This window comes from Paracoccus marcusii, from assembly GCF_028621715.1.
Classification (GTDB): domain Bacteria; phylum Pseudomonadota; class Alphaproteobacteria; order Rhodobacterales; family Rhodobacteraceae; genus Paracoccus; species Paracoccus marcusii.
Genome location: NZ_CP117466.1, coordinates 1,768,124 through 1,794,291, shown reverse-complemented (window position 1 = coordinate 1,794,291; position 26,168 = coordinate 1,768,124). Strand labels below are relative to the sequence as shown.

35 protein-coding genes, 1 tRNA gene and 1 riboswitch are annotated in these 26,168 nt (G+C 66.1%); of the genes, 22 read left to right on the top strand and 14 right to left on the bottom strand.

Annotation, left to right across the window (positions count from 1 at the left end; all coding sequences use genetic code 11):
* Positions 1-20: 20 nt before the first annotated feature.
* The 5 genes from PRL19_RS08955 (at position 21) to PRL19_RS08935 (ending at position 6,113) form a co-directional block, all read left to right on the top strand.
* Positions 21-1,058: an ABC transporter permease gene (locus tag PRL19_RS08955; protein WP_042245462.1), complete on the top strand. Its 1,038-nt coding sequence runs from the start codon at positions 21-23 to the stop codon at positions 1,056-1,058.
* Between the two features lie 98 nt (positions 1,059-1,156).
* Positions 1,157-2,107, top strand: coding sequence for a D-ribose ABC transporter substrate-binding protein (locus PRL19_RS08950; RefSeq protein WP_045982694.1), 951 nt, complete (start codon positions 1,157-1,159; stop codon positions 2,105-2,107).
* Between the two features lie 58 nt (positions 2,108-2,165).
* Complete coding sequence (locus PRL19_RS08945; protein ID WP_273742700.1) at positions 2,166-2,966, top strand: DeoR/GlpR family DNA-binding transcription regulator; 801 nt, start codon at positions 2,166-2,168, stop codon at positions 2,964-2,966.
* A gap of 4 nt (positions 2,967-2,970) precedes the next feature.
* On the top strand, positions 2,971-4,464 hold the full coding sequence (locus PRL19_RS08940) for an FGGY-family carbohydrate kinase (RefSeq protein WP_273742699.1): 1,494 nt from the start codon (positions 2,971-2,973) through the stop codon (positions 4,462-4,464).
* Positions 4,461-6,113: a glycerol-3-phosphate dehydrogenase/oxidase gene (locus PRL19_RS08935; RefSeq protein WP_273742698.1), complete on the top strand. Its 1,653-nt coding sequence runs from the start codon at positions 4,461-4,463 to the stop codon at positions 6,111-6,113. The genes PRL19_RS08940 and PRL19_RS08935 overlap by 4 nt, the downstream gene beginning before the upstream one ends.
* Here PRL19_RS08935 and PRL19_RS08930 read toward each other — a convergent pair.
* Both PRL19_RS08930 and tgt read right to left on the bottom strand, forming a co-directional pair.
* Positions 6,095-6,565 (bottom strand): 6,7-dimethyl-8-ribityllumazine synthase, encoded by a 471-nt coding sequence (locus PRL19_RS08930; RefSeq protein ID WP_273742697.1) that lies wholly within the window; start codon positions 6,563-6,565, stop codon positions 6,095-6,097. The two genes, PRL19_RS08935 and PRL19_RS08930, sit on opposite strands and share 19 nt — an antisense overlap.
* Before the next feature lie 72 nt (positions 6,566-6,637).
* Positions 6,638-6,771, bottom strand: a riboswitch (FMN riboswitch).
* A 67-nt stretch (positions 6,772-6,838) separates the two neighbouring features.
* Positions 6,839-7,969 carry a tRNA guanosine(34) transglycosylase Tgt gene (gene tgt / locus PRL19_RS08925; protein ID WP_273742696.1) on the bottom strand — a complete coding sequence of 377 codons (1,131 nt, stop codon included), beginning with the start codon at positions 7,967-7,969 and terminating at the stop codon, positions 6,839-6,841.
* Positions 7,970-8,096: 127 nt separating this feature from the next.
* Here tgt and PRL19_RS08920 point away from each other — a divergent pair, with 127 nt between their 5' ends.
* The 4 genes from PRL19_RS08920 (at position 8,097) to PRL19_RS08905 (ending at position 9,834) form a co-directional block, all read left to right on the top strand.
* Positions 8,097-8,453: an SUF system Fe-S cluster assembly protein gene (locus tag PRL19_RS08920; RefSeq protein WP_045981535.1), complete on the top strand. Its 357-nt coding sequence runs from the start codon at positions 8,097-8,099 to the stop codon at positions 8,451-8,453.
* A gap of 76 nt (positions 8,454-8,529) precedes the next feature.
* Entirely contained in the window at positions 8,530-8,901 is a 372-nt protein-coding gene (locus PRL19_RS08915; RefSeq protein WP_217844734.1) for a HesB/IscA family protein, read from the top strand.
* Between the two features lie 57 nt (positions 8,902-8,958).
* Positions 8,959-9,705: a triose-phosphate isomerase gene (gene tpiA, locus PRL19_RS08910; RefSeq protein ID WP_273742695.1), complete on the top strand. Its 747-nt coding sequence runs from the start codon at positions 8,959-8,961 to the stop codon at positions 9,703-9,705.
* Positions 9,706-9,757: 52 nt separating this feature from the next.
* Positions 9,758-9,834: transfer RNA gene (locus PRL19_RS08905), tRNA-Arg, on the top strand.
* A gap of 39 nt (positions 9,835-9,873) precedes the next feature.
* Here PRL19_RS08905 and PRL19_RS08900 read toward each other — a convergent pair.
* From PRL19_RS08900 to PRL19_RS08845, 12 genes are all read right to left on the bottom strand, one after another.
* On the bottom strand, positions 9,874-10,938 hold the full coding sequence (locus PRL19_RS08900; RefSeq protein ID WP_273742694.1) for a site-specific integrase: 1,065 nt from the start codon (positions 10,936-10,938) through the stop codon (positions 9,874-9,876).
* Complete coding sequence (locus PRL19_RS08895; protein WP_273742693.1) at positions 10,914-11,138, bottom strand: MerR family transcriptional regulator; 225 nt, start codon at positions 11,136-11,138, stop codon at positions 10,914-10,916. The genes PRL19_RS08900 and PRL19_RS08895 overlap by 25 nt, the downstream gene beginning before the upstream one ends.
* Entirely contained in the window at positions 11,138-11,713 is a 576-nt protein-coding gene (locus PRL19_RS08890; RefSeq protein WP_273742692.1) for an MT-A70 family methyltransferase, read from the bottom strand. Before PRL19_RS08890 ends, PRL19_RS08895 begins: the two co-directional genes overlap by 1 nt.
* On the bottom strand, positions 11,710-12,453 hold the full coding sequence (locus PRL19_RS08885; RefSeq protein WP_273742691.1) for a hypothetical protein: 744 nt from the start codon (positions 12,451-12,453) through the stop codon (positions 11,710-11,712). Before PRL19_RS08885 ends, PRL19_RS08890 begins: the two co-directional genes overlap by 4 nt.
* Positions 12,446-12,784: a hypothetical protein gene (locus PRL19_RS08880; protein WP_273742690.1), complete on the bottom strand. Its 339-nt coding sequence runs from the start codon at positions 12,782-12,784 to the stop codon at positions 12,446-12,448. Before PRL19_RS08880 ends, PRL19_RS08885 begins: the two co-directional genes overlap by 8 nt.
* Entirely contained in the window at positions 12,781-12,984 is a 204-nt protein-coding gene (locus PRL19_RS08875; RefSeq protein WP_273742689.1) for a hypothetical protein, read from the bottom strand. The genes PRL19_RS08880 and PRL19_RS08875 overlap by 4 nt, the downstream gene beginning before the upstream one ends.
* Positions 12,985-13,079: 95 nt before the next feature.
* A complete protein-coding gene (locus PRL19_RS08870; protein WP_273742688.1) occupies positions 13,080-13,388 on the bottom strand; it encodes a hypothetical protein in 309 nt (102 codons plus the stop codon).
* A complete protein-coding gene (locus tag PRL19_RS08865) occupies positions 13,381-13,554 on the bottom strand; it encodes a hypothetical protein (protein WP_273742687.1) in 174 nt (57 codons plus the stop codon). The genes PRL19_RS08870 and PRL19_RS08865 overlap by 8 nt, the downstream gene beginning before the upstream one ends.
* A gap of 109 nt (positions 13,555-13,663) precedes the next feature.
* Positions 13,664-13,951, bottom strand: coding sequence for a hypothetical protein (locus PRL19_RS08860; protein ID WP_273742686.1), 288 nt, complete (start codon positions 13,949-13,951; stop codon positions 13,664-13,666).
* Complete coding sequence (locus PRL19_RS08855) at positions 13,948-14,295, bottom strand: hypothetical protein (RefSeq protein WP_273742685.1); 348 nt, start codon at positions 14,293-14,295, stop codon at positions 13,948-13,950. The genes PRL19_RS08860 and PRL19_RS08855 overlap by 4 nt, the downstream gene beginning before the upstream one ends.
* A complete protein-coding gene (locus PRL19_RS08850; protein WP_273742684.1) occupies positions 14,292-14,504 on the bottom strand; it encodes a hypothetical protein in 213 nt (70 codons plus the stop codon). The genes PRL19_RS08855 and PRL19_RS08850 overlap by 4 nt, the downstream gene beginning before the upstream one ends.
* 255 nt (positions 14,505-14,759) lie before the next feature.
* Positions 14,760-15,056, bottom strand: coding sequence for a helix-turn-helix domain-containing protein (locus tag PRL19_RS08845; protein WP_273742683.1), 297 nt, complete (start codon positions 15,054-15,056; stop codon positions 14,760-14,762).
* A 93-nt stretch (positions 15,057-15,149) separates the two neighbouring features.
* Between PRL19_RS08845 and PRL19_RS15745 the strand changes: the two genes are divergently transcribed.
* From PRL19_RS15745 to PRL19_RS08785, 13 genes are all read left to right on the top strand, one after another.
* Complete coding sequence (locus tag PRL19_RS15745) at positions 15,150-15,437, top strand: helix-turn-helix transcriptional regulator (protein WP_420704426.1); 288 nt, start codon at positions 15,150-15,152, stop codon at positions 15,435-15,437.
* 130 nt (positions 15,438-15,567) lie between these two features.
* Complete coding sequence (locus tag PRL19_RS08840; protein WP_273742682.1) at positions 15,568-15,729, top strand: hypothetical protein; 162 nt, start codon at positions 15,568-15,570, stop codon at positions 15,727-15,729.
* A gap of 378 nt (positions 15,730-16,107) precedes the next feature.
* Positions 16,108-16,368 (top strand): hypothetical protein, encoded by a 261-nt coding sequence (locus tag PRL19_RS08835; protein WP_273742681.1) that lies wholly within the window; start codon positions 16,108-16,110, stop codon positions 16,366-16,368.
* A 3-nt stretch (positions 16,369-16,371) separates the two neighbouring features.
* Complete coding sequence (locus PRL19_RS08830; RefSeq protein ID WP_273742680.1) at positions 16,372-16,662, top strand: hypothetical protein; 291 nt, start codon at positions 16,372-16,374, stop codon at positions 16,660-16,662.
* Complete coding sequence (locus PRL19_RS08825; protein WP_273742679.1) at positions 16,659-17,579, top strand: hypothetical protein; 921 nt, start codon at positions 16,659-16,661, stop codon at positions 17,577-17,579. The genes PRL19_RS08830 and PRL19_RS08825 overlap by 4 nt, the downstream gene beginning before the upstream one ends.
* A 34-nt stretch (positions 17,580-17,613) precedes the next feature.
* Complete coding sequence (locus tag PRL19_RS08820; protein ID WP_273742678.1) at positions 17,614-18,723, top strand: DUF7146 domain-containing protein; 1,110 nt, start codon at positions 17,614-17,616, stop codon at positions 18,721-18,723.
* The gene (locus tag PRL19_RS08815; protein WP_273742677.1) at positions 18,720-20,579 is read left to right on the top strand and encodes a DNA primase family protein; all 1,860 of its coding nucleotides are present in this window, start codon (positions 18,720-18,722) and stop codon (positions 20,577-20,579) included. The genes PRL19_RS08820 and PRL19_RS08815 overlap by 4 nt, the downstream gene beginning before the upstream one ends.
* Positions 20,580-21,013: 434 nt before the next feature.
* Positions 21,014-21,799, top strand: a complete 786-nt coding sequence (locus PRL19_RS08810) for a hypothetical protein (protein WP_273742676.1) — start codon at positions 21,014-21,016, stop codon at positions 21,797-21,799.
* 286 nt (positions 21,800-22,085) lie between these two features.
* On the top strand, positions 22,086-22,424 hold the full coding sequence (locus PRL19_RS08805; protein ID WP_273742675.1) for an HNH endonuclease: 339 nt from the start codon (positions 22,086-22,088) through the stop codon (positions 22,422-22,424).
* The gene (locus tag PRL19_RS08800; RefSeq protein WP_273742674.1) at positions 22,405-22,653 is read left to right on the top strand and encodes a hypothetical protein; all 249 of its coding nucleotides are present in this window, start codon (positions 22,405-22,407) and stop codon (positions 22,651-22,653) included. Before PRL19_RS08805 ends, PRL19_RS08800 begins: the two co-directional genes overlap by 20 nt.
* 92 nt (positions 22,654-22,745) lie before the next feature.
* Complete coding sequence (locus PRL19_RS08795) at positions 22,746-23,234, top strand: hypothetical protein (protein WP_273742673.1); 489 nt, start codon at positions 22,746-22,748, stop codon at positions 23,232-23,234.
* Positions 23,221-24,930, top strand: a complete 1,710-nt coding sequence (locus tag PRL19_RS08790) for a terminase large subunit domain-containing protein (protein WP_273742672.1) — start codon at positions 23,221-23,223, stop codon at positions 24,928-24,930. The genes PRL19_RS08795 and PRL19_RS08790 overlap by 14 nt, the downstream gene beginning before the upstream one ends.
* Positions 24,930-26,162 (top strand): phage portal protein, encoded by a 1,233-nt coding sequence (locus tag PRL19_RS08785; protein ID WP_273742671.1) that lies wholly within the window; start codon positions 24,930-24,932, stop codon positions 26,160-26,162. Before PRL19_RS08790 ends, PRL19_RS08785 begins: the two co-directional genes overlap by 1 nt.
* The last annotated feature ends 6 nt before the right edge of the window (positions 26,163-26,168 follow it).

Below are 26,168 nucleotides of genomic sequence, written 5' to 3'. Positions count from 1 at the left end.
GCGCCCGAGGGAGGGAACACATGTCCGCAACCACCACGACCGCCCCCGCGAAAGGCCGCCAGTTCCATCTGGGCCGCCTGCTGCTGGAAGGGCGCGCCTTCTTCGCGCTGATCGCCATCATCGCGGTCTTCTCGTTTCTGTCGCCGAACTACTTCACGCTGTCGAACCTGCTGATCATGTCCAGCCAGGTCGCGATCTTTGGCATCCTGTCCATCGGCATGCTGCTGGTCATCCTGAACGGCGGGATCGACCTGTCCGTGGGCTCCATCCTGGCGCTGTCGGGCGTGGTCGCCGGCGCGATGATGCAGGGGGTCGAACTGGATGCGCTTGGCGTGATCCTGTATCCGCCGGTCTGGGCGGTCGTGGTGCTGACGCTGTGCGTGGGCGCGGCCGTGGGCGCGGTCAACGGCGTGCTGGTCGCGATCTTCAAGGTGCCGCCCTTCGTGGCGACGCTTGGGGTCATGTACGTGGCGCGCGGCATCGCGCTGTTGATGACCAACGGGCTGACCTACAACAACCTGCGCGGGTCCGAGGCCCTGGGCAATACCGGCTTCAACTGGCTGGGCTTCTACCGCATCGGCGGCGTGCCCATCAGCGTGATCGTGCTGGCGGTCGTGGCGATCGCCGCGGGGCTGATGCTGGGCCGGTCGGCCTTCGGGCGCTGGCTTTACGCATCGGGCGGCAACGAACGCGCGGCGGAGCTGTCCGGCGTGCCGGTCAAGCGGGTCAAGATCACCGTCTACATGGTGTCGGGCGCGCTGGCCGCCGCCGCGGGGCTGGTCCTGGCGTCGCAGCTGACCTCGGCCGGGCCCACGGCGGGCAACGCGTATGAACTGACCGCCATCGCCGCGGTCGTGATCGGCGGCGCGGCCCTGACCGGCGGGCGCGGCAACGTGCGCGGCACGATGCTGGGCGCCTTCGTCATCGGCTTCCTGTCGGCGGGCCTGGTGATCATCGGGGTCAGCTCCTACTGGCAGACGGTGTTCACGGGCGCGGTGATCGTGCTGGCCGTGCTGATGAACTCGCTTCAATACGGCAGCGGCACGCGCAAGACGTGAGGCCCTGCCCCCCGACCTTCCCCGCGCGCCACAGGGATGGCGCGCGGAAAGACTGCCCCGCACCGGGCAGGATCACCACACCAAGGGAGAGAGACCAAATGATGAAGATGACGCGCCGGATGCTGATGGCCGCCGTGGCCACCGTGCCGCTGATGGCCGGATCGGCCTGGGCCGAGGGGCTGATCACCGTGATCGTGAACGATCCGGCCAACCCCTACTGGTTCACCGAGGGCGAGGTCGCCAAGGCCACCGCCGAGGAGCTGGGCTATACCGCCAACGTGGCCGCCCATCGCGGCGACACCAACACCGAAAGCACGCTGATCGACACCGCGATCACCAACCAGTCGGTCGCGATCATCCTGGACCCGGCCAATGCCGACGGTTCGGTCGGTGCGGTGCAGAAGGCCGTCGATGCGGGCATCCCGGTCTTTCTGGTCAACGCCGAGATCAACCAGGAGGGCCTGGCCAAGGCGCAGCTGGTGTCGAACAACGCGCAGGGCGCGGCCTTGGGCGCGCAGGCCTGGGTCGAGGCCATGGGCGAGGAAGGCGGTCAGTTCGTCGAGCTGTTCGGCAACCCCTCGGACAACAACGCCCAGACCCGTTCGAACGGCTACGAGACGGTTCTGAGCCAGTATCCCGAGTTCGAGAAGGTCGGCCAGGAAGTCGCCAACTGGGACCGCACCCAAGGCTATCAGCGCATGCAGTCGCTGCTGCAGGCGAACCCCGACATCACCGGCGTCATCTCGGGCAATGACGAGATGGCGCTCGGCGCCATCGCCGCGCTGAAGGAGGCCGGCAAGCTGGACGCCGTGACCGTGGGCGGCTTTGACGGCAGCCCCGACGCCGTCGAGGCGGTGAAGGCCGGAGAGATGGCCTATACCGTCCTGCAGCCCGTCGCCGTCTTCGCCGAGGAGGCCGTCCGCCAGGCCGACACCTTCATCAAGACCGGAGAGACCGGCGTCGAGACCGAAAAGCAGCTGTTCGACTGCCTGCTGATCACGCCGGAGAACGTGGACAGCTACAGCGCCGCCTTCGTTCTGGACCAGTGACGCCACCGGGGCGCGCGCCGTCACGCGCGCGCCCCACCCACGCAAGGGCCGCATCCCCATGGACATGATCCCCTCGGACAGCCGACAGGCCCGCCTGCAGGCGCGTCGCCAGCTGATCGCGCAGGCCGTCATGGCCGAGGGCAGCCTGCGGATCGAGGATCTGACCGACCGCTTCGGCATCAGCCTGATGACCGCGCACCGCGACCTGGACGAACTGGCCGCCAAGGGCCTGCTGCGCAAGTCGCGCGGCATCGTGTCCGCCGCCCCCACCAGCCTGATCGAGGCCAGCGACCTGTATCGCGACACCCGCCAGGGTCCGCAGAAATCCGCCATCGCGCAGCTGGCGGCCCAGCAGGTCGAACCGGGCCAGGCGGTGTTTCTGGACGACAGCACCACCGTGCTGCGCATGGTGCCGCATCTGGCCGCACGGGTACCGCTGACGGTCATCACCAATTCGCTGACGCTGATGAGCGCAATCAAGGAGATCGGCGACATGACGCTGCTGGGTCTGGGCGGCCAGTTCCACCATTGGTGCAACGCCTTCATGGGACCGCAGACCACCGCCCAGATCCGCCGCCTGCGCGCGGACGTGGCGATCCTGTCGATGGCCGCCGTCACCGACGACCAGGTCTTTCACCAGTCCCCCGAGATGGCCGAGACGAAGCGCGCCATGCTGGACGCCGCCAGCCGCCGCATCCTGCTGGCCGATCACACCAAGTTCACCCGCCGCGCCCTGCACTCGATGGGCGGCATCGAGGATTTCGACCTGATCATCACCGACGACCGCACTGCCCCCGACCAGATCACCGCCCTGCGCCGCAGCGGCGTCGAGGTGCAGATCGCCGTGACGGGGGACTGACGCCATGCTGATCCTGGGCATCGACAACGGGCTGACCGTCACCAAGGCGGTGATCTTCGACGCCACCGGCCGGGTTCTGGCCACTGCGCGCCGCCGCGTGGCGCAGGTCATGCCGCAGCCGCGCCATGTCGAACGCGACATGGAGGACCTGTGGTGCCAGACAGCCGCCGCCATGGCCGAGGCCATCGCCGCCTGCGGTCGCCCAGCCCGCGACATCGGCGCCGTCGCCGCGACCGCGCATGGCGACGGGCTGTATCTGCTGGACCGGGCGGGCGTGCCCCTGGGACCGGGCATCCTGTCGCTGGACAGCCGCGCGGGCGGCGTCGCGGACGGCTGGGTCGCGGACGGGACCGCCGCGCGCGCGCTGGCGCGGACGGGGCAGATGCCCCATGCCTCGGCGCCGTCGGCGATCCTGGCGTGGCTGCGCGACCATGACCCCGCGCGGTTTGCCGCGATCGGGCATGTGCTGGCCTGCAAGGACTGGCTGACCTATCGCCTGACCGGCCGCATCGGCACCGACCTGACCGAGGCCAGCACCGCCTTCACCGATGTCGCAACCCAAGGCTTCGCCCCCGACATCCCCGGCATCTTCGGCCTGCCGGGCCTGCCCTTGCCTGACATCGCCCTGCCCGATCAGGTCGTGGGCCATGTCACGGCGGATGCGGCCGCCCTGACCGGCCTGGCCGCGGGCACGCCGGTTGTGGCCGGACTGCATGACGTGACCGCATCGGCCTTGGGCTCGGGCGGGTACGGGCAGGGCTGCGTCGCCATCGTCGCCGGCACCTATTCCATCAACGAGACCGTCACCGACCGACCCCTGTCCGATCCGCGCTGGTTCTGCCGCAACGGCATCGCGCGCGGCGAATGGAACGCCATGTCGATCTCTCCGGCGTCCGCCGCGAATTACGACTGGTTCCTGGACAGCCTGTGCCGCGAGGGGGGCGACCAGCCCGCCCATCTGCGCGTCATCCCGGAAATCGAGGCCGCCCTGGCCCGCCCCACCAGCGCGCTGTTCCACCCCTATCTGTTCGGATCGCCCCATGGGGCGCAGGCCAGCGCGGGCTTCTTCGGCCTGCGCGGCTGGCAGGATCGCGGCGACATGCTACGCGCCGTGATCGAGGGCATCGCCTTCAACCACCGCCACCATGTCGACGCCCTGCGCGACGGGTTCGCCCCCAGGGCGGCGCGGCTGACCGGCGGCATTTCCCGCGCGCCGGTCTTTGCGCAGCTCTTCGCGGATGTGCTGGACATGCCCGTGACCGTCAGCGCGACCGAGGAGGCCGCGGCCTGGGGCGCGGCGCTCTGCGCGGGCGCGGGGGTCGGGATCTTCGCCTCGCCGCGCCACGATCCGCGCGACATGGGCGCGATCAGCACCACCCATCACCCCGACCCCGCCCGTGCCGCCGACATGGCACGCCGCTATGGGGTCTTCACCGACATCGCCGCCGCCATGGCCCCGCTGTGGCCGCGGATCGAGGCCCTGCAGGACATCCCATGACCCAAGACATCGACGTGCTGATCCTGGGCGCGGGCATCAACGGTGCGGGCCTGTTTCGCGATCTGTGCGAACAGGGCGTCAACGCGGTGATCGTGGACAAGGCCGATTACGGCGGCGGCACCTCGGCCGCGCCCTCGCGCCTGATCCACGGCGGCATCAAGTACCTTGAGACCGGAGAGCTGCGCCTGGTCGCCCAGTCCACGCTGGAGCGGAACCTGCTGCTCAAGAACGCGCCGCATCTGGTCAAGCCGCTGCCGACGGTCATCCCGATCTTCTCCTGGCTGCGCGGCATCGGGCCGGCACTGCGCACGCTGATGGGGTCGACCACCGCGCCCCGCAGCCGCGGCGCGGTGCTGATGAAGGCGGGGCTGGCCATGTACGACTTCTATGGCCGCCGCCACCGGGTCATGCCGCGCCATCAGCTGTGGTCGCGCGCCCGCGCTTTGCGCGAGATCCCGCCCCTGACCCCGCGCATCAAGGCCGCGGGGCAGTATTACGACGCCGCCGTCACCCTGCCCGAACGGCTGGTCTGGGAGCTGGTGGCGAACGGTCTGCGCGCCAATCCCGCCGCCCGCGCGCTGAACCACACTGCGCTGACCGGCACCGACGGCGACGTGATCCACCTGACGGGCCCGCAGGGCGCGCTGTCCCTGCGCCCGCGCATCGTGGTGAACGCCGCCGGCCCCTGGATCGACCGCGTGAACACGGCCCTTGGCGTGCCCACGCGGATGATCGGCGGCACCAAGGGCTCGCACATCCTACTGGACCACCCCGAGCTGCTGGCCGCGCTGAAGGGCCGCATGATCTATTTCGAGGCCGATGACGGACGCATCTGCCTGGTCTTCCCCTATCTGGACCGCGCGCTGGTCGGATCGACCGACACCCGCGCAGACGACCCCGACGACGTGGCCTGCGACGATGCCGAGGTCGCCTATTTCCTCGACGCGCTGCGCGGCCTGCTGCCGGGGCTCCATTTCGACGACAGCCAGATCGTCTATGCCTATTCCGGCATCCGCCCCCTGCCCGCCTCGGACGCGGCCAATCCCGGCCTGATCAGCCGCGACCATTCCGCGCCGGAGATCGCCCCCGACGCCAACCGCCGCTGGCCGATCATCGCGCTGGTGGGCGGCAAATGGACCACGTTCCGCGGCTTCGCCGAGGAGGTCGCCGACGATCTTCTGACGCGCCTGAACGCGTCCCGCCGCATCGCCACCGACAGGCTGCCCATCGGCGGTGGCCGCGATTACCCGGCCGATGCGGGCGCGTGGAGCGACGATGCGGCCCGGCGCACCCTGGCCGCGCCCGCCCGCGCGCGCCATCTTCTGGCGCGCTACGGCACGACGGCGGCGGCGATCCTCGCGGCCGAAGGCGCGGCGCCCATCATGCTGGCCGACAGCGATCACAGCGAACAGGAGCTGGGCTGGATCATCCGCAACGAACAGGTCGGCACCCTGGCCGATCTGGTCATGCGCCGCACCGCGCTGGCCGTCACCGGCCATCTGTCGGCCCGCGATCTGGCGCGCATCGCCGATCTCTGCGCGGCGGCGCTGGACTGGGACGCCGCGCGGCGCGACCGCGAACTCAGGGAAACACAGGCGATGCTGCTGACGCGGCACCGCCTGCGGATGGATCAGGCCGCGTCGGCCTGATCCAGACGGGCCAGACGCCCCTCCACGGCCAGCATCTGCACGACCGCATGGGCGGCCTCGGCGCCCTTCTTGACGAAATGCTCGCGATAGAAGCCGGTCAGCAGCTCGGTCTCCTGATAGTTGTGCGGAGTCAGCGACACCGAGAACACCGGCACGCCCGTGTCCATGCCCGCCTGCATCAGGCCGCTTACCACCGCGCCCGCGACGAAATCATGGCGATAGATGCCGCCATCGACCACCAGGGCCGCGGCCACCACGGCGTCATACTTGCCGGTCAAAGCCAGCTTCTTGGCCAGCTGCGGCATCTCGAACGCGCCTGGCACGTCCCAAGCCTCGATCTGCGCACCGGGCATCAGGCTGGCGGCCTGGGTCAGGAAACCTTCGTGCGCGCGGTCCACGACATCGGCGTGCCAGCGCGCCTTGATGAAGGCGATACGGGGGGATTTGGTCATCTTTCAGGAACCTTACGTAAGTTGCGTCAGGCCCCCAAGGCATACCACCACGCGCGCCGGGGTGGCACACGGGGCGGTTCTCTTCCATCCGGACTATACCGTCGGCCCCGGAATTTCACCGGATCTGCTGACCCCCCTGCCGTGGCAAGGGGCGCTCGCGGGCTGTCACCGCCGGTGGGGAATTGCACCCCGCCCTGAGAACACCATCAAGATAACGCCCTCGCACGCCCGCGCCAAGGCCCGGACGGGGAAAATCCTTCCAAGGTCGCGGCGTCACACCGGTTCGATATCGCCTTCCGCGCGGCGCGCGTGGAATTCGGCCACGAAGGCGTCCAGCCGTCCCGCCGCGATCGCGTCGCGCAGCCCCGCCATAAGCTGCTGATAGTAATGCAGGTTGTGCCAGGTCAGCAGCATGCCGCTGATCATTTCCTTGGCACGGAAGACATGGTGCAAATAGGCGCGGGAATAGCCCGTGCAGCAGGGGCAGGTGCAATCCTCGTCCAAGGGACGCGGGTCGTCCTGGTGGCGGGCGTTCTTGATGTTGACCTGACCGCGCGGGGTCCAGGCCTGACCCGTCCGCCCCGACCGCGAGGGCAGCACGCAATCCATCATGTCGATGCCGCGCTGCACCGCGCCCACGATGTCGTCGGGCTTGCCCACGCCCATCAGATAGCGCGGCTTGTCCAGCGGCAGGAAACCGGGGGCATAGTCCAGCACGCCGAACATCGCCTCCTGCCCCTCGCCCACGGCCAGGCCGCCGACCGCGTATCCGTCAAAGCCGATGGCCTGCAGCGCCTCGGCGCTCTCCTCGCGCAGTTCGCGGGTAACGCCGCCCTGCATGATGCCGAACAGCGCATGCCCCGGACGGTCGCCGAACGCGTCGCGCGACCGCTGCGCCCACCGCATCGACAGGCGCATGGAGGCCGCCACGGCCTCCTCGGTCGCGGGCAGCGCGGGGCATTCGTCGAAACACATCACGATGTCGCTGCCCAGCAGCTTCTGGATCTCCATGCTGGTTTCGGGCGACAGGAAATGCTTGGACCCGTCGACGTGGCTGGAGAAGGTCACCCCCTCCTCGGTCAGCTTGCGCAGGCCCGCCAGCGACATCACCTGGAACCCTCCGCTGTCGGTCAGGATGGGCTTGGACCAGTTCATGAACCTGTGCAGACCGCCCATGCGTGCCACGCGCTCGGCGCCGGGGCGCAGCATCAGGTGATAGGTGTTGCCCAGCAGGATGTCCGCGCCCGTGGCCGCCACGCTGTCGGGCAGCATCGCCTTGACCGTCGCGGCCGTCCCCACCGGCATGAAGGCCGGGGTGCGGATCTGGCCGCGCGGCGTGTCGATGACGCCCGTGCGCGCCGCACCGTCGGTCGCCTGGAGGGTAAAGTTGAAACGCGTGGTCATGGGTCCGCCCGAGCCTTTGGAACCGGGCGCTTGTAGCGCCGCCCCCCGCCCGGCGCAATGTGGGGCGCCCACTGGACCGCGGGCGGTCGGTGCCCTATATAATCGGTCGGAATTGAAGGATGCTCCGATGACCGAACCCCTGATGGAAGGCGCGCCCCTGATCGCGCCGTCTTCGACCGACCATCCCCTCTACGAGCCCATCGTCGAGGCGTGCAAGACCGTCTATGACCCCGAGATCCCGGTCAACATCCACGACCTGGGCCTGATCTACACGATCGACATCAACGACGCCTCGGAGGTGCGGGTGATCATGACCCTGACCGCCCCCGGCTGCCCCGTCGCCGGAGAGATGCCGGGATGGGTCGCCGACGCCGTCGAGGCCGTGCCCGGCGTCAAGCAGGTCGATGTCGAGATGACCTTCCAGCCGCAATGGGGCATGGACATGATGTCCGACGAGGCGCGCCTGGAACTGGGCTTCATGTGATCGCCGGCCGGGGGGCGGTCTTGAACCGATGCCCCCCGGATGACTATCTTGAGGCCAAGCCCGAAAGGATCTCGCCATGTTCGCCATGCCCGGCACCCCTCCCGTGACCATCACCCCCGCCGCCGCCGCCCAGATCGCGCGGCTGATGGCGGGCAAGAACGCCTATGGTCTGCGCATCGGGCTGAAGAAAGGCGGCTGCGCGGGCATGGAATACACGATGGAGCTGGCCCAGACCCCCACCGCGAACGAAGAGGTGGTCGAACTTGACGGCGCGCGCGTCATCATCGCGCCCATGGCGCAGATGTTCCTGTTCGGCACCCAGATCGACTATGAGACCGGCCTGCTGGAGCAGGGCTTCCGGTTCCGCAACCCCAACGTCACCGACAGCTGCGGCTGCGGAGAGTCGGTGAACTTTGCCCCGATCGAGGGCAGCCGCGCGCAGAGCTGAGCCTTGCGCGGGGGCGGGACGCTGGCTAAGCCTGTCCCGAACCCACGGAGGACCCCCATGGCACCGCGCAAACTTGCCGCTGGAAACTGGAAGATGAACGGCGATCTGGCCGCGCTGGATCAGCTGGACGACATGGCCGCCGCCGCCGAAGGCGCGACCTGCGATGTCCTGATCTGCCCGCCAGCCCTGCTGATCCACCCGATGATGGCCCGCATCGGCGCCAGCGACCTGCTGGTCGGCGGGCAGGACTGCCACCATGCCGACAAGGGCGCCCATACCGGTGACATCGCCGCCCTGCAGCTGCGCGACGCGGGCGCGACGCACGTCATCCTGGGCCATTCCGAACGCCGTGCCGATCACGGCGAGACCGACGCCATGGTGCGCGCCAAGGCGCAGGCCGCCCATGCCGCAGGCCTGACCGCCATTATCTGCGTCGGCGAGACCGAGGCCGAACGCGACGCCGACCGCACCCTGGACGTAATCGCCACGCAGCTGGCCGGGTCCGTCCCGGACGGCGCCAATGCCCGCAACACCGTCCTGGCCTATGAGCCGGTCTGGGCGATCGGCACCGGACGCACGCCGACGCTGGATCAGATCGCCCAGGTGCACGCGCTGATGCGCGACCACCTGTCCGCGCGCCTGTCCGACGGAGCCGATGTCGCGCTGCTCTACGGTGGCAGCGTCAAGCCCGCGAATGCGGCCGAGATCTTTGCCATCGCGCATGTGAACGGCGCGCTGGTGGGGGGCGCCAGCCTGAAGGCCGCCGACTTTGTCCCGATCATCATGGCCCTGGACGCCGCCTGATCGATTTTCACCATTGCGTCGCCTGACCCCGCCGGGTAATCAGGCGGCGCGTGCACCCGTAGCTCAGCTGGATAGAGCGCTGCCCTCCGAAGGCAGAGGCCAGGGGTTCGAATCCCTTCGGGTGCACCATATCTCCATACGCCCCCTGATTTTGCAGCGTTTTCCGGCCTATTTTGGAAACTGGGCAATGTTGTTTCCACTTTGCCGTTCTCGCTTCGCCCCAAGGACGCCCTTCTGATCCGCCTGGCGGGTGTAGTGAGAGATCTCCGACAGGCTCGCATGCCCGGTCCATGCGCCAATCTGAGAGGCGGTCGCCCCGGCCTCGGCTAGCGCCGCCGCGCGCGCCTTCCGGAGGCCATGCGCGGTGCAGTCGTCGGGCAGGCCAGCCGTCGATGCGGCAGCACTCATCCACTGCGACAGGCCCTTCACGCTTCGCGGCTTGCCGCCTTGGGTCATGATCCAGATCATCCGATCTCGCGGGACCGATGCCAGGAACGACGCGTGCTCGGCGCTCAACGGTGCAGCCCATTCGGGCAGTGCCGTGATCGGGCATGTCGCGGGCCCGCCGGTCTTCGCCTGGACGAACGAAAGCCACCCATCATCGTCCACCTTCTGCCAGCCGAGACCGACAGCGTCGACGCAGCGGGCGCCCGTCCAGTAGATGACCTCGAAGGCTATCCGCTCCGGCGTGTCCACTGCCCAGTGGTCGCGGAAGGTCTGGAGCTCGTCTGTTGTCCACTGGCGATGCGGTTTGACCTCGCCGCGCTGCGCCTTGACGCCGGCAGACGGGTCGGAGGAGATCATCCCCTCCTCAACCGCGAATTTCAGGATTGATCGCCACGCCTTGATCCGGTTTTGAGCTGCACCAGGCGTCAGTGCACGGATGTCTTTGCGCAGGTGATCCGGCCGAAGATCCTTGACCAGGCCCGTGCCTCGATCGGCGCTGATGCGGTCGAGCGTCCGGCGCCACACGCCACGCGTGCTGTCTGCCATCCGCCGATACTCATGAGAGGCGAGGTATGCCACACAGAGGGCCGATATGGTGCCTTCCTGATGCCGGGGCTTGGGCTGCACCGCGCCGGCCGCGACATATGCCGCGAGGAACTCGGGGTGGTTCTCTGGGAGGTCAGGCAGCGGCACGAGCTGCGCGCCCACGCGGCGGTACTTGTACTGGCGACCGTCAGCTTTCGTGACGACCTTGATCCCCTTCAGTCCCCGAATACCGCGTCGCATGAATTTCCTTTCTCGTCGCCCTCAGTGGGCAGGCTGGACGCGAATTCGTCAAGCACTAGACGATCGTACAGGCGCTTGCCGCCCAGCAGCTTGCGAGGGATCGAAAGCCCGCGCAGCATGGTCTCGCTGACGCCCAGATACGCTGCGGCCTCCGGGGTTGGAAGCAGGCGCGGTGCAAAAGTAATTGCTTGGCGTCCCATCAGCTGGCCTCCTCGAATTTCTCGGACTCGTGTCCCCAGTTCGACCACCCTGCCCGCCTCTGCCGGCTGAACACCTCGATCCGCCGCGCGTCGGGCATTAGCTTCTCGGCCTCGGCGAAGGCCTCCTCCGGCTTTCGGCTATGCTCGCGGATCTGGCCCATGATGACGGACCTGGTCGAGCTGGTCGTCTTCGGCGCGCCGCGCGTCCCAATCAGGAAGGGCTCTCCGGCACCGCGCAGAATGTAGCCCATGCCCATGTTTAGCTTACCGTTCACGGTCGTCTTCACCCAATGGCCCGACGTCTTATATTCGAACCCCCACGCCTCGATCACCCTCAAGGCCTGAGGCAGCATCGTGTTCAGCCCCCAGAGCCACAGCAGGCAGTTCGGGGCGGCCAGCGCTGCGACAGGCAGCGCCGCGATCTCGTCGATCGTCATGCAGACGTACTTGGCCTGGGGCGACCGCGTCTCGCCTTTCTCGGACCGCATTTCATAGCGCCAAGGCGGGTCGGCCATGATCAGGTCAAAGCCGCCGAAGGGCCGCAGGTCGTTGAACTGATGCAGGACGGTGGTCATATGTCCCCGCCGGTGATCTGGTCACGCAGCTGACGGTCTGTGAGCCCAACCTGATCAATGTTGCCGCGCTGAACGGTGAAGCTCAAGGCCACGACCCACGGGTTGCTACCCCACGGCGCGCGCTCTGCGTTCAGGCTGTCCCAAACGTCAGCGAACACGTCGACGTAGCTATCGTAATGCGACCATTCCGGTGCAATGCCCTCCGGTGGAGGCGGGACGCCTTCCGCTTTCGCATCTTTCTCGCTGATGTCCCACAACCGCTGCACGCGCACGTCGGTCACGGTCAGCGTCAGGCGGCTGGCCCACCGGGGCATGTGGATAGAGGGCCGCCAGCGCGGCGCACCGGATCGGTCGAAGCCCTCGCGCATGACGGCGGCGCTATAGCCGTCTGTGGGATGAACTGTTTGGACGATGGTGCCGGTCCCGATACTGCCGCGATATGCGGTGGCGGGAAGGATCGCGTGCGCCTCACGCACCCACGCCCTATCACCTGCGCGCCAAGACGCCGCGAAGTCGTGCCAGGTTGCAGCTTGTGCGTCGTCGGAATCCCGATCGGCCAAGATGTAGCCGCCTCGGCCATCATCCCAGCCCCAGCAGGCCGGGTCTTCGGTGCAGCCGCGCGGGCCGATGTAATCCGGCCGCCTGCCGCCAAGGGTCAGCACCCGCCGCGTCTGCGTCTTGCGGCCGTCCAGGAGTGCGCGGATCATCAGGGCGGAGAACAGGATGGGACGGTCAGTCATTGTTCTGCCCCTGGCCTGTGGCAGGCCTAACGCCTCCACCCGCGACATCGACACCCATCTTGGTCAGCGCCGCCGTCCAGCTTTCTTTAACGTCAGGGGCGCAGTGCTCCATGGCGTCTTGCCAGTTCGGCCAGCGGCCGTTCTGGCCGTAGAAGGCATACTGGTAATACAGCGCAGTGGCGTCGTGGGGCTGATCGTCAGGGTGTTGACGGGCGCAGGTCTGACAAAGGTCTTTCCGTGGGGCGAGGAGGGCGAAGGTCGCGGTCCCTTTCTCGACGATCCTGCTCGTGGTCATATCGACCGTAGTGCGCTCGATTGGGACATCGCTCATGCCACCAGCTCCTCGCCGTCATAGCCGCGCCCGCCGTCCATCGCGGCCAGCTCCTCGTCCATGCTGAACGTCTTGGGAGTGCCCTGCATGACCGGGGTGCCACTGCCGCGCAGGCGGTTGCTCCAGCCCTTCTCGCGGGCCACGCGGGCGACGTGGCGGGCGGTAACGCCCCACTCGCGCGGCGCGGGGTACCGGGCCACCAGGTCTGCGGCGACCTCGGCCGACGTTCGCGCCCAGGTGTGGGTCGTGCAATCGTAGTGAATGATGGCCGCAAGGGCCATGGTGCGCGGGCTGGTCATGCCGCCTCCTGATTTTCGAGAATGGCCATGCCGTTCTTCAGATCGATGCCGAACACGGCTATCACCGCCCTGACAGCGGACCGCTCTGCCTCTGTCTCCCAGACTGGCAGACTTTCCATTGTTGCGATGTCGAAGGGCCGGCCATGGGTAAGGGCAGCCATGGATTCGCGGACGCACCGCACAAAGCCGACAGGGTCAGCGATGTCTGGCTCAGGCAACGGGTCTAAGGGCGCATCGACTTGAACGGGTTTGCGCTGCTCAGGTTGAGCCTGGAGCATCGTAAACATGGAAAGCTGATCAGCCATGGGCGTCACACCGCTTCGCCAGGTGCGCGTCGATCTGCGCGCGCGCCTGGTCCAAAGTTTCTGCGGTACCGTGGCCGTCGGTTTCGTCGTGGGTCCAGACGTAGGGCGTGCAGGGCACCTCGAACTGCCGGATAGTGATACCGCGGTGGATAACGGGCTGGGTCATTTCAGCACCCGCTTGCCCAGTTTGATCTGCGCGGCCATCGCCAGCGTCAGGTTCTCCTCGAGGATCTTGCCGATCTTGTCCTGAGGCACCGGAAAGCCCTTGATGATGGTCATAGCCGCGCCCCTTCGGGCAGTGCCATGCGCCGAGCCTTGTCCCACTGGTGGGCATCGTCGCTGCCAACAACGGTGATCGCCTGGCTGATAGCCTCCCAGTTCGGCGGCAGCTTGCCGGTGATGACCGCCCTGCCTCGGTCCAGCGCCTCGACGATGCGGAAACACTCAGCGGCGGCAGCATGGGCCAGCGGCGGCATGTCGATCGGGTCGACATCGAAGCGTTCGACGATACCCAGCATGGCGCTGGTGATCTCGTCGCGCATTTCTTGCGTGAAGCGGGTCATGTCAGGGCTCCAAGGATGCGGGCCGCGCAGCTGGGCAGCGCGGCAGTGCCGTCGCAGGCCACCGGCCAATTGGTGTTGATGGCGTCGTAGAGAGCGATGCCGATGACGAGGCAGACGAAGGCCAGCACGAGCCCGGCCGCGACGCCCACAAGGTGGGCGCGTCGGATCGCGGCGCGGTATTCCGGGGCGTCCTGGTCAAAAGCTTGTGGCGAAAGTCCCTCGCGCATGGCCGCAAGGCGCAGGTCCTGCGCTTCGGCACAGGTGCCGCTGTCCCAGCCCAAGTGCCGCGTCCGCCTGATCATCTCGGCATCGGCCAAGCTGAGCGGTTTTTGATCGGTGGTCATTGCGGCCCCCGATGAACGTTGGCTGCCTGGCGTCGCTGCGTGACGCGGAAACCCATGCTGCTCATGGCCACGTTCCACGCCATGCGGCGGATGCTCTCTGGCAGACGCGACGCGAGGTCAGGAGTCGACAGCACCGCCATCGCGTCAGCGACAGCAGCGGGCGTCACGGGCAGGGAAACGGTATTGCTGTGGACGGGGCGCATGGCCAAGGTCTCCATCGAGTTTCGATGGGACTGAAAATGAATGTCAGGAATATTCCTGTCAATCCTTAAAATTCCTGTTGGGAATTTATGCACCGCTTGGTTAGGATCGTTTCAGGCAATTGCACCTCATGCACTTGCACCGCACGGTTGCGGTGCTGCATGATGTTCTCATTATGTTCTAGGGGGTATGAGTGAAACCAGAGGATCGATTCGCAGCATTACTTCGCCAGATGAACGACGAAGAATTTCGATCCTTCTTGGCTATGGCTGAGGGCCAGGCTGAACAAGCGCGGCTGCAAGCTCCAACCAACCTTTCTGCCGATCAGCAGAAAGACCGCGGAAAGCCTTAACAAGCTCACGCTCAGCAGTAGCGCGGTCATCAGCTAGAAGGTCATACACCTCGACATCCAGCGCAGAGGCTAACGACCGCAGTACCCGCAAGGTCACGCCGTCGTAACCCGCCTCGACCTTTGAGATCGTGGCTTGCTGGACGCCGGCCATGTCAGCCAGCTCTTTTTGGCTCAGTCCGCGGCTGAGACGCATGCTCTTCAGGTTCATGTCGACATTGTCATACGCTTGAGTGATGGCGGCAAACGCGTCTCAGGAATATTTATTCTTGACGATAATATTCCTGTCAGTGATAAGTGGCGCATGAGCACACTTCTCACATATCTCGCTGAGGCCGGAATTCGGCAAGATGACTTCGCGGCATCCGTAGGGGTGACGCAAGCTACGATCAGCAAGCTTGTGCGAGGGGTAGCTCGCCCAAGTCTGGATCTAGCGTTCGCCATTGCACGTGTCACTGGCGGCCGTGTTCCAGTTCAATCTTGGGACTCTTCCGGCGCGGACCATTCCGATCCGTGTCGAACCTCCCCCTCCTCCAACCAAGAGAACTCTCATGACCTGTCCCAACCCGATGCTTCGTCGGACGCAGCCTGATGCGTCGCACCGTCAAATGTCCCAGTCCAACCTCCTTGAGGGGCGCGGGCGTGGGCACCAGGCGGCGCGTCGTGCCCACGTTCATCATGGTGCCGACCGTGCGGTCTTTGGCCGCAACTGGTCGCTCCTGATGATCGCCAGCTTCTCCAGCCGCGAGGCCTGCGCCGTCCATTTCGGTGTCACCTTTCAGACCGCATGCAACTGGTTCGACGCCTTGAATGCCCCCTACGGGCACCACGTCGATCACGCGACGCGGACCCTGCCCCGCTATGCCGAGATCATGGCGGGCTGACATGCAGATCGGGTTCACAGGACACCCGAAGGCGGGAGAGATGGGCAGGAAGCACGGCCCGTCCAGGGGTGAGACCCCCCGCCCAAGCCACAATTCCGGCCGCCTTCGGGTGAATGTGGGAACGACCGGGATTGTGGAACCTGCGGCTGGCCCGGCCGAGAGCTGCCAGAAGGCGGCAGGGCACCATTACTCCGCATCCGCCTGTCCGGATCCGGCACCTGGCGCGGCGGCCTGACCGCCGCGTCCTTTTCATCCCCATCCGCGCGGTCCCTCATGCGCGGCTTCCGGGGCGCCCGCCACTCCTCCTCCCTGCGGGCGCCCCGGTTCATCCCAGAGCCGGAGGCTGCGATGCCCACCACCGATCACAGGATTGCCGCGATGCAGATCACCCTTGGCGTCGCCATGCGCGCCAAGCTGGCCACGCCAGACGTGACCTCCCTGCGTCTCGCCGTGATCGCGGTGAACAAAAGCTTTGGGGTCGAGGATCCACTGCGCGTCGCGCTGACCGATTTCGCCGACCGCTTTCCCTGCGCCAAGCGCGACCCGTCCGCCCTGCAGCAAGCGGGTGACGTGCTGTTTGATGCTGTCCGGCGCGCAACCTGGCCCGCGTCTGTCTCGCGCGCCGATATCGAGGGTTGATTCATGAAGCTGACGCAGTTCGATCGTGCGCTGATCCACGGCTTGGCCGTGCTGTCGCGCCCGCCGCTGACCCCCGATGCGGGCGAGCATGCGATGCTGGCCGACATCGTCGCCAGGTGTGCCGAGCGGGCCACGTCTGACGGTGCGATGATGCCGCTGATCCGTGCGGCCGGACAGGTCGGCCGGACGCCGGAGATCCACCGCGGCACTGTCCACCTGATCGCCGCCACCATGAACGATTTCGACCGGTGGGCGCTTGGCGCGCACTGGGATGCTGCGCGGGGTGTGAAATGACGATCGACGCCAAATCGGTGCCCCTGATCCTGCTGCAGTTTCAGATCACACTCCCCGCCAACATCAAGCCCGCTGCGTTTGATGCGCTGGTGGGGTTCGTTGCCACAATGACAGAGGTCGAACCCACGCCCGAGCCGGTGGCGGAGCCCGCGCCCGAGCCGGTGGCGGAGCCCACGCCCGAGCCGGTGGCGGAGCCCACGCCCGAGCCGGTGGCGGAGCCTACGCCCGAGCCGGTGGCGGAGCCTACGCCCGAGCCGGTGGCGGAGCCTACGCCCGAGCCGGTGGCGGAGCCTACGCCCGAGCCGGTGGCGGAGCCTACGCCCGAGCCGGTGGCGGAGCCTACGCCCGAGCCGGTGGCGGAGCCTACGCCCGAGCCGGTGGCGGAGCCTACGCCCGAGCCGGTGGCGGAGCCTACGCCCGAGCCGGTGGCGGAGCCTACGCCCGAGCCGGTGGCGGAGCCTACGCCCGAGCCGGTGGCGGAGCCTACGCCCGAGCCGGTGGCGGAGCCTACGCCTGTGAAGTCGCCGAAAGCTAAACCTTCAGCTGCGTCGAAGGCGAAGCCCGCCCCGGCGGCGAAGCCGATATCTAACAGCTCTGCGCAGGACCTGCTTGTCGCAGCCGTCAAAGGCGGCATGTCGGGCAACCGAATCCAGATCCTCGCTCACTTGCTCGGAACGCCACGCGACTTTTCGTGGGTTGATGACCTGTTCCTTGCCGAGGGCTTGATTGCCCGTCGTCAGGTCTCTGAAATCAGTGATCAGCTTGGCTGTTCCGACAAGTTCATCGCCAATCGATGGCGCGCAATGATGTGCCGGCAGATCACAGACAAGCATGGACGCATGACTACCGATGGTCAGGCGGATTTGCTACGCACCCTACGTTGGCTGGCCGAACAAGAGGCCGCTGCTCGTGTCTGATGATCCCCGAATTGCCATTGCGAAGCAGACGCCCATGCTGGATCTGGTCGATCGGCTTGCGATCACCAATCTATTGCGGACCGGTGGCGAACTGGTTGGTCCCTGCCCCGGCTGCGGCGGCAAGGACCGCTTCTCGATCAATCCGCGCAAGGACGTGATCTTCTGTCGCAGATGCGATGCCAAGGGCGACCAGATCGCCCTGGTGCAGCTGGTGCTGGGCCTCGACTTCAAGGCGGCGCTGGACTGGCTCGTCGGGCCCAGGCAGGAACTGACGCCGCAGCAGCTGGCCGAGCAGGAACGCAAGGCCGAAGAGCACCGCCTTGCGCGCGAGGCCGACGCCGCCCGCCGACGCACCGATGCCATCGCCCAGGCTCGCAAGATCTGGGATCAGGCGGGCCCGGCAGATGGCACCTTGGTCGTTGACTACCTCGCCCGCCGCGGCATCCGTCCGCGCGCCGGTGCACAGCTGCCGCGCTGTTTCCGTTTCGAGCCCGCCGCCCGCCTTGTTGTGCCGGGCAATGGCCGCCGGGGCGAGTTCGTGACCGTCCACGAGGGTCCGGCCATGTTGGCCGCCATCCTTGGTCCCGACGGCACCCTGACAGGCGTGCACCGGACATGGATCGATCTTGATCAGCCAAAGGGCAAAGTGGTGGTCATGAACCCCGCCAAGCCGGGCGAGCTGGTGCCGTCGAAGAAGGTCTATGGCTCCAAGAAGGGCGGCGCGATCCGGATCTTCACCCCGCGCGATGCGACCTGCCTGGTCATGGCCGAGGGGATCGAGACGACGCTATCGGCAATGGTTGCCGCCGCCAATGCCGCCAAGGCCGCGTACTGGGCCGGGGTCGATCTCGGCAATATGGCCGGGGCGCGCAAGCTCGGGCCCGGCCTCAAGTACGCCGGCATCCCGGATCTGGCCGACCTCGATGCCTTCGTGCCGCCCACTTGGATCAAGCGCCTGGTCTTCGTCCAGGACGGCGACAGCGATCCCAAGCTGACCCGCGCCAAACTCCTTTCCGGCCTCCGCCGCGCCATGGCGCTGCGTCCCGGCCTGACCGCCGCCATCGTCCACCCGGGCGAGGGCATCGACATGAACGACCTGCTGATGGGCGCACAAGACGTCGCACGGCGAGAGGATGACAGATGACCGACGATGGTATCGAGAAGGTCCGGGCCGCCATGGCTGCGGAAGAGGAAGTCGACCTGCCTGAAGGCATGGATCTTCCGCAGGATGCTTATGACGGCGACCCCGCCGATAGTTACCCGGAGGGCTATCTGCCGCCACCTCCGCCCCCGGACGATCGCGATGGGCAGGGCGATGGCGAGACCCCCGACCCCGTTGCGGTCGCCGCCGCCGAGCCCCTCAACGACATCGGGAATGCCCGGCGCTTCGTGGTGCATTTCGGTCAGGACGTTCACTATGTCTCGCAGGTCGGCTGGCACATCTGGGACAGCATGCGCTGGCGTAAGGATGCCGAGATCACCAAGGGGCTGTCGCCGCGAATCCGCACCATGGCCCAGCAGATGTCGGCACTGATCGAGCAGGAGATCGACTTCATCCTGCCCTCGCCTCGCGATCGCAAACTGCTGGAGGAGGAGTTCCAGCTGATCAAGCGCCGGGCCGAGATCGAGAGCACCGCAGGATATGCGGCCGACGAGGCCCTGCTTGGAGAGCTGGGCAACATCGCCGGGCGCCTCCGCAATATCGAGACCGCCCTCAAGGGCCATAAGACGGCCATCGGTCGCCGCATCACCCATGCCAAGAATGCCGGCAACTCGGGGCCGATGACAAACATGGCGGCCGAGGCCTCGGTCATGCGCTCGATCACCGTCGACGATTTGGATCAGGATGACCTGGTGGTGAACACGCTGACGGGGACGCTGCGCTTCTACGTCGACCCGACTGGCGATCTGGGCATGGGCCCGAAGCCCGCGGTCAAATTGATGCCCCACGACCGCGCCCATATGCTGAGCAAGCTGATGCCGGTGGATTACGACCCCACCGCGACCTGCCCACGCTTCGACGATTTCCTGTTGCAGATCCAGCCGAACATCGACGTGCGGCGGTTCCTGCAGCGCTGGTTCGGCCTCTCCATGAGCGGCATCCCCGTTCAGAAGCTGGCCTTCTTCCACGGGGCCGGCGCAAACGGCAAATCGGTCCTGGTGGACATCGTCTCACGCATCATGGGCGACTATTCGGCGACGGCGAAGATCGAGAGCCTGACCGGCAAGAACAAGAAGTCCGGCTCGGACTCGCAGCCCGACATGATCCCCCTGATCGGTGCCCGCAGCGTCCGGACCTCTGAGCCCGAAGAGGGTGAGCGCCTGCAGGAAGCGCTGATCAAGGCGCTGACCGGGGGTGAGCCGATGATGATCCGGGATCTGTTCTCCGGCATGATCGTGGTGCAGCCCTATTTCAAGCTGACGATCAGCGGCAACCACCTGCCCGACATCCGCGGCGGTGACGACGGGATCTGGCGGCGTCTGATGCTGGTCAAGTTCCCGATCCAGATCCCCGAGCACAAGCGGATCCCCAAGAAGGACCTGGACGCGATCCTGTGGGAGGAGCGGGCCGGCATCTTCAACTGGATGGTGCAGGGCCTGCTCGACTTCCTCGATGGCGGCCTCCAGGAGCCGGACGAGGTCCTGGCCGCAACGGAGGACTATCGCAAGGACAGCGACCCGGTCGGGAGCTTCCTGGCCGATGCCACCACGGTCACCGGCTATGAGGGCGACTTCATGACAGCCCGCGAGCTGATCGAGGCCTTCAACTTCTGGATGGAGGAGCGCGGGGAGACGCGATGGGGCGGCAGGACCGTGTCCAACCGCCTCAAGGGGAAGGCCGACAACTGGCGGCATCCAGAGACCCAAAAGACCTTCGCGCCCGGCAAGTCGGGCGTCACGGGCTATCGCGGCATCAGGCTCGGCGAGGACTTCGGCCAACGCATGCGCGAGGCCGAAACCAACGAAAAGGGCAACGGATGGACGTCATGGTCCAAATGACCCCGCACCCCACTCTCAGGATCATCGACCAGGCGGGCCTTCGGGCCCGTCGCGCATGTCAGCCCCTCGTCGCTGCGTTTGGGCCCGACGGGCTTAGTGGCGGTGGCCATTGGGCGCGACTGAAAGCGGGGTCAGGGGGCTTCGGTTTCAATGTGCTCAAAGGGTTAGGTGATGTTTTTGGGCTTGAGGGCCTGACGGGCCTGAAAATCTCGCCCACGTGCGCGCGTCTTCCAAGCGGGGTCGGGGGGAAAGCTTGCCTTGTGCATGGGTCGAACTTTCAAGCCCATCAAGCCCGTCAGGCCCAAATTCACCACTCAAGCCCATGATTTCATTGGATCAGGCCCTATCAAATACCCTCTAATCTCAAGCCCTCTTCAATTCCTACTAAGCCCATCAAGCCCAATCCCTAAAGACAAAGAACAACGGATAGACAAATGACCGAGAAGGGACGCAAAATGTTGATCGCAAAGCTTGCCGAGGATCAAAACCACCTTCCCGCAGGCCTGTCCGCCAGACTGAAGGCCCAGGAGGCCGAACGTGCCGCTGCGTTGCGCCTGAAGGCCGTGAAAGATGCTGGGGCTATTCCTGAGGCCTGCGGCCCCGACATTGCCCCTGCCCCGGCCCGTGGCGGCTTCGTGCTGGTTCAGAACATCGAGCTGCTGCCGGTGGGCACCGATGACGTCGAGGCCGTCCATCGGGGTTACGGCGGTCGTCAGGCCATCCGCGGGGCCGACGTGTTCGATGCAATGCTTGCTGCCGCCGCGCGCCGCAATCAACCTGCGCCATTGACGCCCGGCCAGATAGCTGTTGGCCGCCGGTATCACAACCTTGTGGAACTGCTCGCCGCGGACGGGATGAAGCTGTCGAGCCTGCAGGCCAGCGCGGGCGGCACCGATGCCCGAGACTGGATGGATCGCCGCCTAGAGCTGTCAGCTGAACTGGAAGGCATGCGCCGCAGGATTGGCATCGGGCCGGTGATGGTGCTGCGTCGCATCCGACCCTCACAACGCAAGCGTGACTTGGCGCCAGGCGAACGTGCGCCAGAGACGTTCACGGCCCGCGATCTGATTGATGGCGTGTGCGTCAAGGGGCTCACTTTGAAGCAGGTGCTGGTGCGGTTCTCGTGGCAGGACAATGGTCGCAATGCAAAGGCGGCCCTGCAGGCCCTCAGTGAGACGCTGGATGCCATGATCGGCCTGCGACCGCGAAAAAGTTCTTGACCGCTTATGGCGCTCTGTGCGAACAGAATCACTATTATCCAGACGTGTGCCCGCAGGGATCATCCCTAGCGGGCGTTCGTCGTTTCTATACCCAGGGGCAGCTGCTGCGTCCCATCCATACAAGGTTCGCCCGGCGCGGACCCCGGCAGCCAAGCGGGTGGAAGGCCCAATCCATCAGCAATGGAGCCTGACATGAGCCTGAGCAATCAGATCATCGTGCGGGCGCGCCTCGGTCTCCGCCCCATGCGGTACCGGGGTATCCGCTTCTGGTACTGACATGGCGCGCATGAGGCAGCTCGCACCGCGCGGGCAACAGCTGAAGCCGCGCGGCTCCAATGGTGGGGTGCCGGTCCGGTCGCGTGATCGGATCGATACCTGGCGCAAGTGGTACAAGACGGCAGAGTGGCAGGCCATCCGTTGGGATGTGCTGGTCGCGGCCAGCTTCACCTGCGTCCGGTGCAAGCGGATCTTCGAAAGTGCCCAGCTGGTCGGTGACCACATCCGCGCCCATCGTGGCGACCGTGACCTGTTCTTCGATAGGTCCAACGTCCAGTGCATGTGCGCCACCTGCCATAACCGCGACAAGCAGAGAGAGGAGCGGCGCGATGCTTATCGGAACGATTGAGGGCGTTACCCGCATCATCGGCAAGTCGCAAGGCTACCTCGGTCTGCCGCTTCGCGATGAGCTGATTAACTGCACGGTGGGTGGCCAAGGTACGCCTGCCATGGTGACGGCATGGCAACCCACCCCTGACGAACTGGCCCGCCTCAATGCCGGCGCGTCGGTACATCTGCGCGTGCTCGGCACCGTCCACCCGCCCGTGATGGTCGGGGTCGGCGACCCGCCGGCCTGATCCGCACCGACGTCCGGCAGGGGGGTGGGTCGAAAGTCGGGGGGCCGTCCTGGCCCGGACCCGCGTCCCCCTCATGCGGAGATTTTTTTCTCATGGCTGCGATTTTTGACCTTTTTGGCAACCCGGTTGAAGACCGGACCGGCAAGCTCGGACGCCCCCGGAAAGAGGCGACGCTGGAAGATCGCAATAAGGTCAAGATGTTGCTGGCTGTCGGGTGGAACAATGAACGGATCGCCAGTGTCCTGCACATGTCGCTCCCCACATTTCGGCGGCTTTTTTTTCAGGAGCTGAAGCTGCGCGATGTCGCTCGCGACATGCTCGATGCCCGCCGCCTGGAACTGGCAGTACAGGCAGCGGGTGGCGGCAACGTCGGTGCCATGCGCCAGGTAGACCGGCTTATGGAGATGTTCGACCGGATGGGAGCCGAACGCATGTACGCGGGCAAGGACAAAACTCCGGAGCCAGCCGCGCCGCGGGAGAAGCTGGGCAAGAAGGGCATGGACGAGAAACTCGCCCTCGATGCCGATGCGGCGCTGACGGCCGAACTGGATCTGGAGACCAAGCGGAATGTCCGCCACTGAGGCCCTGCCCCGCTTCGCCTGCCCCGACTGGTGGGAGAAGCTGCAGGCGGGCGACGTTCCGATGGCGGACGTGCCCATCAACGAGGCCAAGGCCGCGCGCGTCTTGGCATTCTTCAACCGGCTGCGCCTGCCGGACGTCCCGGGCAACCCGACAATGGCCGAGGCCTGCGGGGATTGGTTTAAGACGCTGCTGGTCGCCTTCTTCGCCAGCGAAGATCCCGACACGCATCGCGAGCTGGTCTGGGAACTTCTCTGCATGGTGCCGAAGAAGAACTCGAAGTCGACCTATGTTGCGGCCCTGGCGCTGACCGCGCTCTACATGGAGGAGGCCCCCAATCGGCAGATGCTGCTGGTCGGGCCCAGCCAGAACATCTCGGAGCGGTGCTTCGAGCAGGCGCAGGGTATGGTCGCCCTGGACGAGAAGCTGCAGCTGATCTTCAAGGTACAGGATCACCTGAAGACGATCACCAGGAGGAAGACCGGCACCTCGCTGGACGTGAAGACCTTCGACACGACGATCGTGACGGGCGAGATCCCGGTGCTGACGATCATCGACGAGCTGCACGAGCTGGGCAAGAAGGCCAAGGCACTGAAAGTGATGCAGCAGATCCGCGGCGGCGGCATCACGATGCAGCGCGGCAAGCTGCTGATGATCACGACGCAGTCCGACGAGATGCCTACCGGCATCTGGAAGGCCGAACTGAAGAAGGCTCGTGCCATTCGCGACGGCAAGGGCGGCCCGAAGCCGATCATGCTGCCGATCCTCTACGAGTATCCGGAAGCACAGCAGAAGGACGAGACCTTCTGGCGCGACCGGTCCAACTGGGGAATGCTCCTGCCGAACCTCGGCCTGTCCATCAGCGAACAGGCGCTGGAGGAGGATTACGAGAACAATGGCAAGGTCTCGAAGGAGGCCGAACAGATCTGGGCCAGCCAGCATCTAAACATCGAGATCGGTGTCGGCCTCGGTGGTGATGCGTGGCGTGGCGCGGATTATTGGGAGACCTGTGGAGACGAGAAGCTGAACCTGGACGAGGTGATGCGCCGGTCCGAGGTCTGCGTCGTAGGTATTGACGGTGGCGGCCTGGACGACCTCTTCGCACTAACCGTCCTCGGCCGGGAGAAGGGAAGCCGGCGTTGGCTGCACTGGGCCCACGCGTGGGCCTTTCCTGAAGTCTTTGAACGTCGCAAGGACATCGACGCCCGCCTGCGCGACTTCGAAGCCGACGGCGATCTCACGATCTGTCAGGAAGTAGGCGACGATGTGACCGGGGCGATTGCTTATATCCAGCGCCTAGAGGCAGCCGCCCTGCTGCCAATCCAGACTCCAGCGATCGGGTTGGATGCCGCCGGCATCAACGAGTTGCTGGACGGATTGGAGATGGCGGGTTTCGACGACAAGCGATGGATAGGCGTGGGTCAGGGATGGAAACTCAACCCTGCCGTATTGACGCTGCCGCGTCGCTTGAAGGACCGCAAACTGGTCCACTGTGCTTCCGACTACATGGCGTGGACGGTCGGCAATGCAAAAACAGAGCTCAAGGGGAGCAATTACATCGTGACCAAGCAAGCCGCCGGAAGCGCGAAGATCGACGCCCTGATGGCGACCTTCAACGCTGCGATGCTGATGTTCGGCAACCCCGAGGCTCCGGCCTCTCTGAACGACTTTCTCTCCGACCCCGTGATGGTCATCTGATGTCGCTGATTGAACGTCTGGCATCAGCCCTCCCGGCGCGCGTCCGCTCGGCAGTCTACGATGTCGAAAAGGAGAAGCGGCTGACCCTGACCGACGGCAGCGCCTGGAGCCAGTTGTTCGGAAAGGGGGCAGCGTCGGGCAAGCGCGTGACGCTGGACAGCGCCATGCAGCTGTCTGCTGTGTGGGCCTGCATCCGACAGACGGCAATGGTCATCTCGTCGCTGCCGATGGGCGTCTATGAGAAGCGCGCCGATGGATCGCGGGAAACTATCAGCGACCGCTTGGCGGAGGTGCTGACCGTGTCGCCCAACGCCGACCAGACGGCGATGGAGTACTGGGAAGGCCAGATCGCGTGGATGATGACCAACGGCAACAGCTATGCCGAGCGGACCGATTCACGCCTTGGGCTGTCCGACCTGCGGATCCTGCCTGCCAACATCACCAGCCCCTTCCGCAATGCTGACGGGGATCTGATGTACAGGACCGTCGATCGTGGAAAGCAGGAGGTCCTGCCCCGTGAGAAGGTCTTCCACGTTCGCGGCTTCGGTTTTGGCGGCGACATGGGCTTGTCAGCCATTTCCTTCGGCGTCCAGACGATGGGCACGGCGCTGGCGGCAGAGGAAAGCGCCGGCAAGCTGTTCGGCAACGGCATGCAGATCTCCGGTCTGCTGAAATCCAACCAGGTGCTCAAGCCCGAGCAGCGCGTCCAGATCCGGGAGATGCTGCAGGCCTACAGCGGGTCCGAGGCCGCCTGGAAGGTGATGATGCTGGAGGCAGGCTTCGACTTCGAGCAGCTGTCGCTGAACCCGGAAGATGCCCAGATGCTGGAGACGCGCCGGTTCTCGATCGAGGACATCTGCCGCTGGTTCGGCACGCCCCCGATTGTCATTGGGCATGCCGGAGACGGCCAGACGATGTGGGGCTCTGGCGTCGAGCAGATCATGATCGCCTGGATGAACACAGGGCTCAACCCGCTGCTGCGCCGCATCGAAGGGCGCATCCGCAAGGACATCATCCCGCCCGGTTCGAGGGTGAAGCGCTACGCGGAGTTCAACCGCGAAGGCATCCTGCAGATGGACAGCAAGGCCAAGGCCGACTTCCTGACCCGCCTGGTCAGCAACGGCATCATGTCGCGCAACGAGGCACGCGAAAAGCTGAACCTGCCCCGCCGCGACGGCGCGGACGATCTTACCGCGCAGACGGCCATGGCCCCTGTGCAAGACCTCGGCTAACAGGAG

Coding starts and splice junctions, on each gene's coding strand:
- PRL19_RS08865 (WP_273742687.1), bottom strand. CDS start 13,554: ATGACCCAGCCCGTTATCCACCGCGGTATCACTATCCGGCAGTTCGAG.
- PRL19_RS08940 (WP_273742699.1), top strand. CDS start 2,971: ATGCTGATCCTGGGCATCGACAACGGGCTGACCGTCACCAAGGCGGTG.
- PRL19_RS08845 (WP_273742683.1), bottom strand. CDS start 15,056: ATGAACCTGAAGAGCATGCGTCTCAGCCGCGGACTGAGCCAAAAAGAG.
- PRL19_RS08795 (WP_273742673.1), top strand. CDS start 22,746: ATGGCTGCGATTTTTGACCTTTTTGGCAACCCGGTTGAAGACCGGACC.
- PRL19_RS15745 (WP_420704426.1), top strand. CDS start 15,150: ATGAGCACACTTCTCACATATCTCGCTGAGGCCGGAATTCGGCAAGAT.
- PRL19_RS08885 (WP_273742691.1), bottom strand. CDS start 12,453: ATGACTGACCGTCCCATCCTGTTCTCCGCCCTGATGATCCGCGCACTC.
- PRL19_RS08810 (WP_273742676.1), top strand. CDS start 21,014: ATGACCGAGAAGGGACGCAAAATGTTGATCGCAAAGCTTGCCGAGGAT.
- tpiA (WP_273742695.1), top strand. CDS start 8,959: ATGGCACCGCGCAAACTTGCCGCTGGAAACTGGAAGATGAACGGCGAT.
- PRL19_RS08830 (WP_273742680.1), top strand. CDS start 16,372: ATGAAGCTGACGCAGTTCGATCGTGCGCTGATCCACGGCTTGGCCGTG.
- PRL19_RS08790 (WP_273742672.1), top strand. CDS start 23,221: ATGTCCGCCACTGAGGCCCTGCCCCGCTTCGCCTGCCCCGACTGGTGG.
- PRL19_RS08855 (WP_273742685.1), bottom strand. CDS start 14,295: ATGACCACCGATCAAAAACCGCTCAGCTTGGCCGATGCCGAGATGATC.
- PRL19_RS08870 (WP_273742688.1), bottom strand. CDS start 13,388: ATGGCTGATCAGCTTTCCATGTTTACGATGCTCCAGGCTCAACCTGAG.
- PRL19_RS08840 (WP_273742682.1), top strand. CDS start 15,568: ATGATCGCCAGCTTCTCCAGCCGCGAGGCCTGCGCCGTCCATTTCGGT.
- PRL19_RS08915 (WP_217844734.1), top strand. CDS start 8,530: ATGTTCGCCATGCCCGGCACCCCTCCCGTGACCATCACCCCCGCCGCC.
- PRL19_RS08800 (WP_273742674.1), top strand. CDS start 22,405: ATGCTTATCGGAACGATTGAGGGCGTTACCCGCATCATCGGCAAGTCG.
- PRL19_RS08815 (WP_273742677.1), top strand. CDS start 18,720: ATGACCGACGATGGTATCGAGAAGGTCCGGGCCGCCATGGCTGCGGAA.
- PRL19_RS08880 (WP_273742690.1), bottom strand. CDS start 12,784: ATGAGCGATGTCCCAATCGAGCGCACTACGGTCGATATGACCACGAGC.
- PRL19_RS08805 (WP_273742675.1), top strand. CDS start 22,086: ATGAGGCAGCTCGCACCGCGCGGGCAACAGCTGAAGCCGCGCGGCTCC.
- PRL19_RS08900 (WP_273742694.1), bottom strand. CDS start 10,938: ATGCGACGCGGTATTCGGGGACTGAAGGGGATCAAGGTCGTCACGAAA.
- PRL19_RS08860 (WP_273742686.1), bottom strand. CDS start 13,951: ATGACCCGCTTCACGCAAGAAATGCGCGACGAGATCACCAGCGCCATG.
- PRL19_RS08950 (WP_045982694.1), top strand. CDS start 1,157: ATGATGAAGATGACGCGCCGGATGCTGATGGCCGCCGTGGCCACCGTG.
- PRL19_RS08955 (WP_042245462.1), top strand. CDS start 21: ATGTCCGCAACCACCACGACCGCCCCCGCGAAAGGCCGCCAGTTCCAT.
- PRL19_RS08820 (WP_273742678.1), top strand. CDS start 17,614: ATGCTGGATCTGGTCGATCGGCTTGCGATCACCAATCTATTGCGGACC.
- PRL19_RS08785 (WP_273742671.1), top strand. CDS start 24,930: ATGTCGCTGATTGAACGTCTGGCATCAGCCCTCCCGGCGCGCGTCCGC.
- PRL19_RS08930 (WP_273742697.1), bottom strand. CDS start 6,565: ATGACCAAATCCCCCCGTATCGCCTTCATCAAGGCGCGCTGGCACGCC.
- PRL19_RS08895 (WP_273742693.1), bottom strand. CDS start 11,138: ATGGGACGCCAAGCAATTACTTTTGCACCGCGCCTGCTTCCAACCCCG.
- PRL19_RS08835 (WP_273742681.1), top strand. CDS start 16,108: ATGCAGATCACCCTTGGCGTCGCCATGCGCGCCAAGCTGGCCACGCCA.
- PRL19_RS08935 (WP_273742698.1), top strand. CDS start 4,461: ATGACCCAAGACATCGACGTGCTGATCCTGGGCGCGGGCATCAACGGT.
- PRL19_RS08825 (WP_273742679.1), top strand. CDS start 16,659: ATGACGATCGACGCCAAATCGGTGCCCCTGATCCTGCTGCAGTTTCAG.
- PRL19_RS08920 (WP_045981535.1), top strand. CDS start 8,097: ATGACCGAACCCCTGATGGAAGGCGCGCCCCTGATCGCGCCGTCTTCG.
- tgt (WP_273742696.1), bottom strand. CDS start 7,969: ATGACCACGCGTTTCAACTTTACCCTCCAGGCGACCGACGGTGCGGCG.
- PRL19_RS08945 (WP_273742700.1), top strand. CDS start 2,166: ATGGACATGATCCCCTCGGACAGCCGACAGGCCCGCCTGCAGGCGCGT.
- PRL19_RS08890 (WP_273742692.1), bottom strand. CDS start 11,713: ATGACCACCGTCCTGCATCAGTTCAACGACCTGCGGCCCTTCGGCGGC.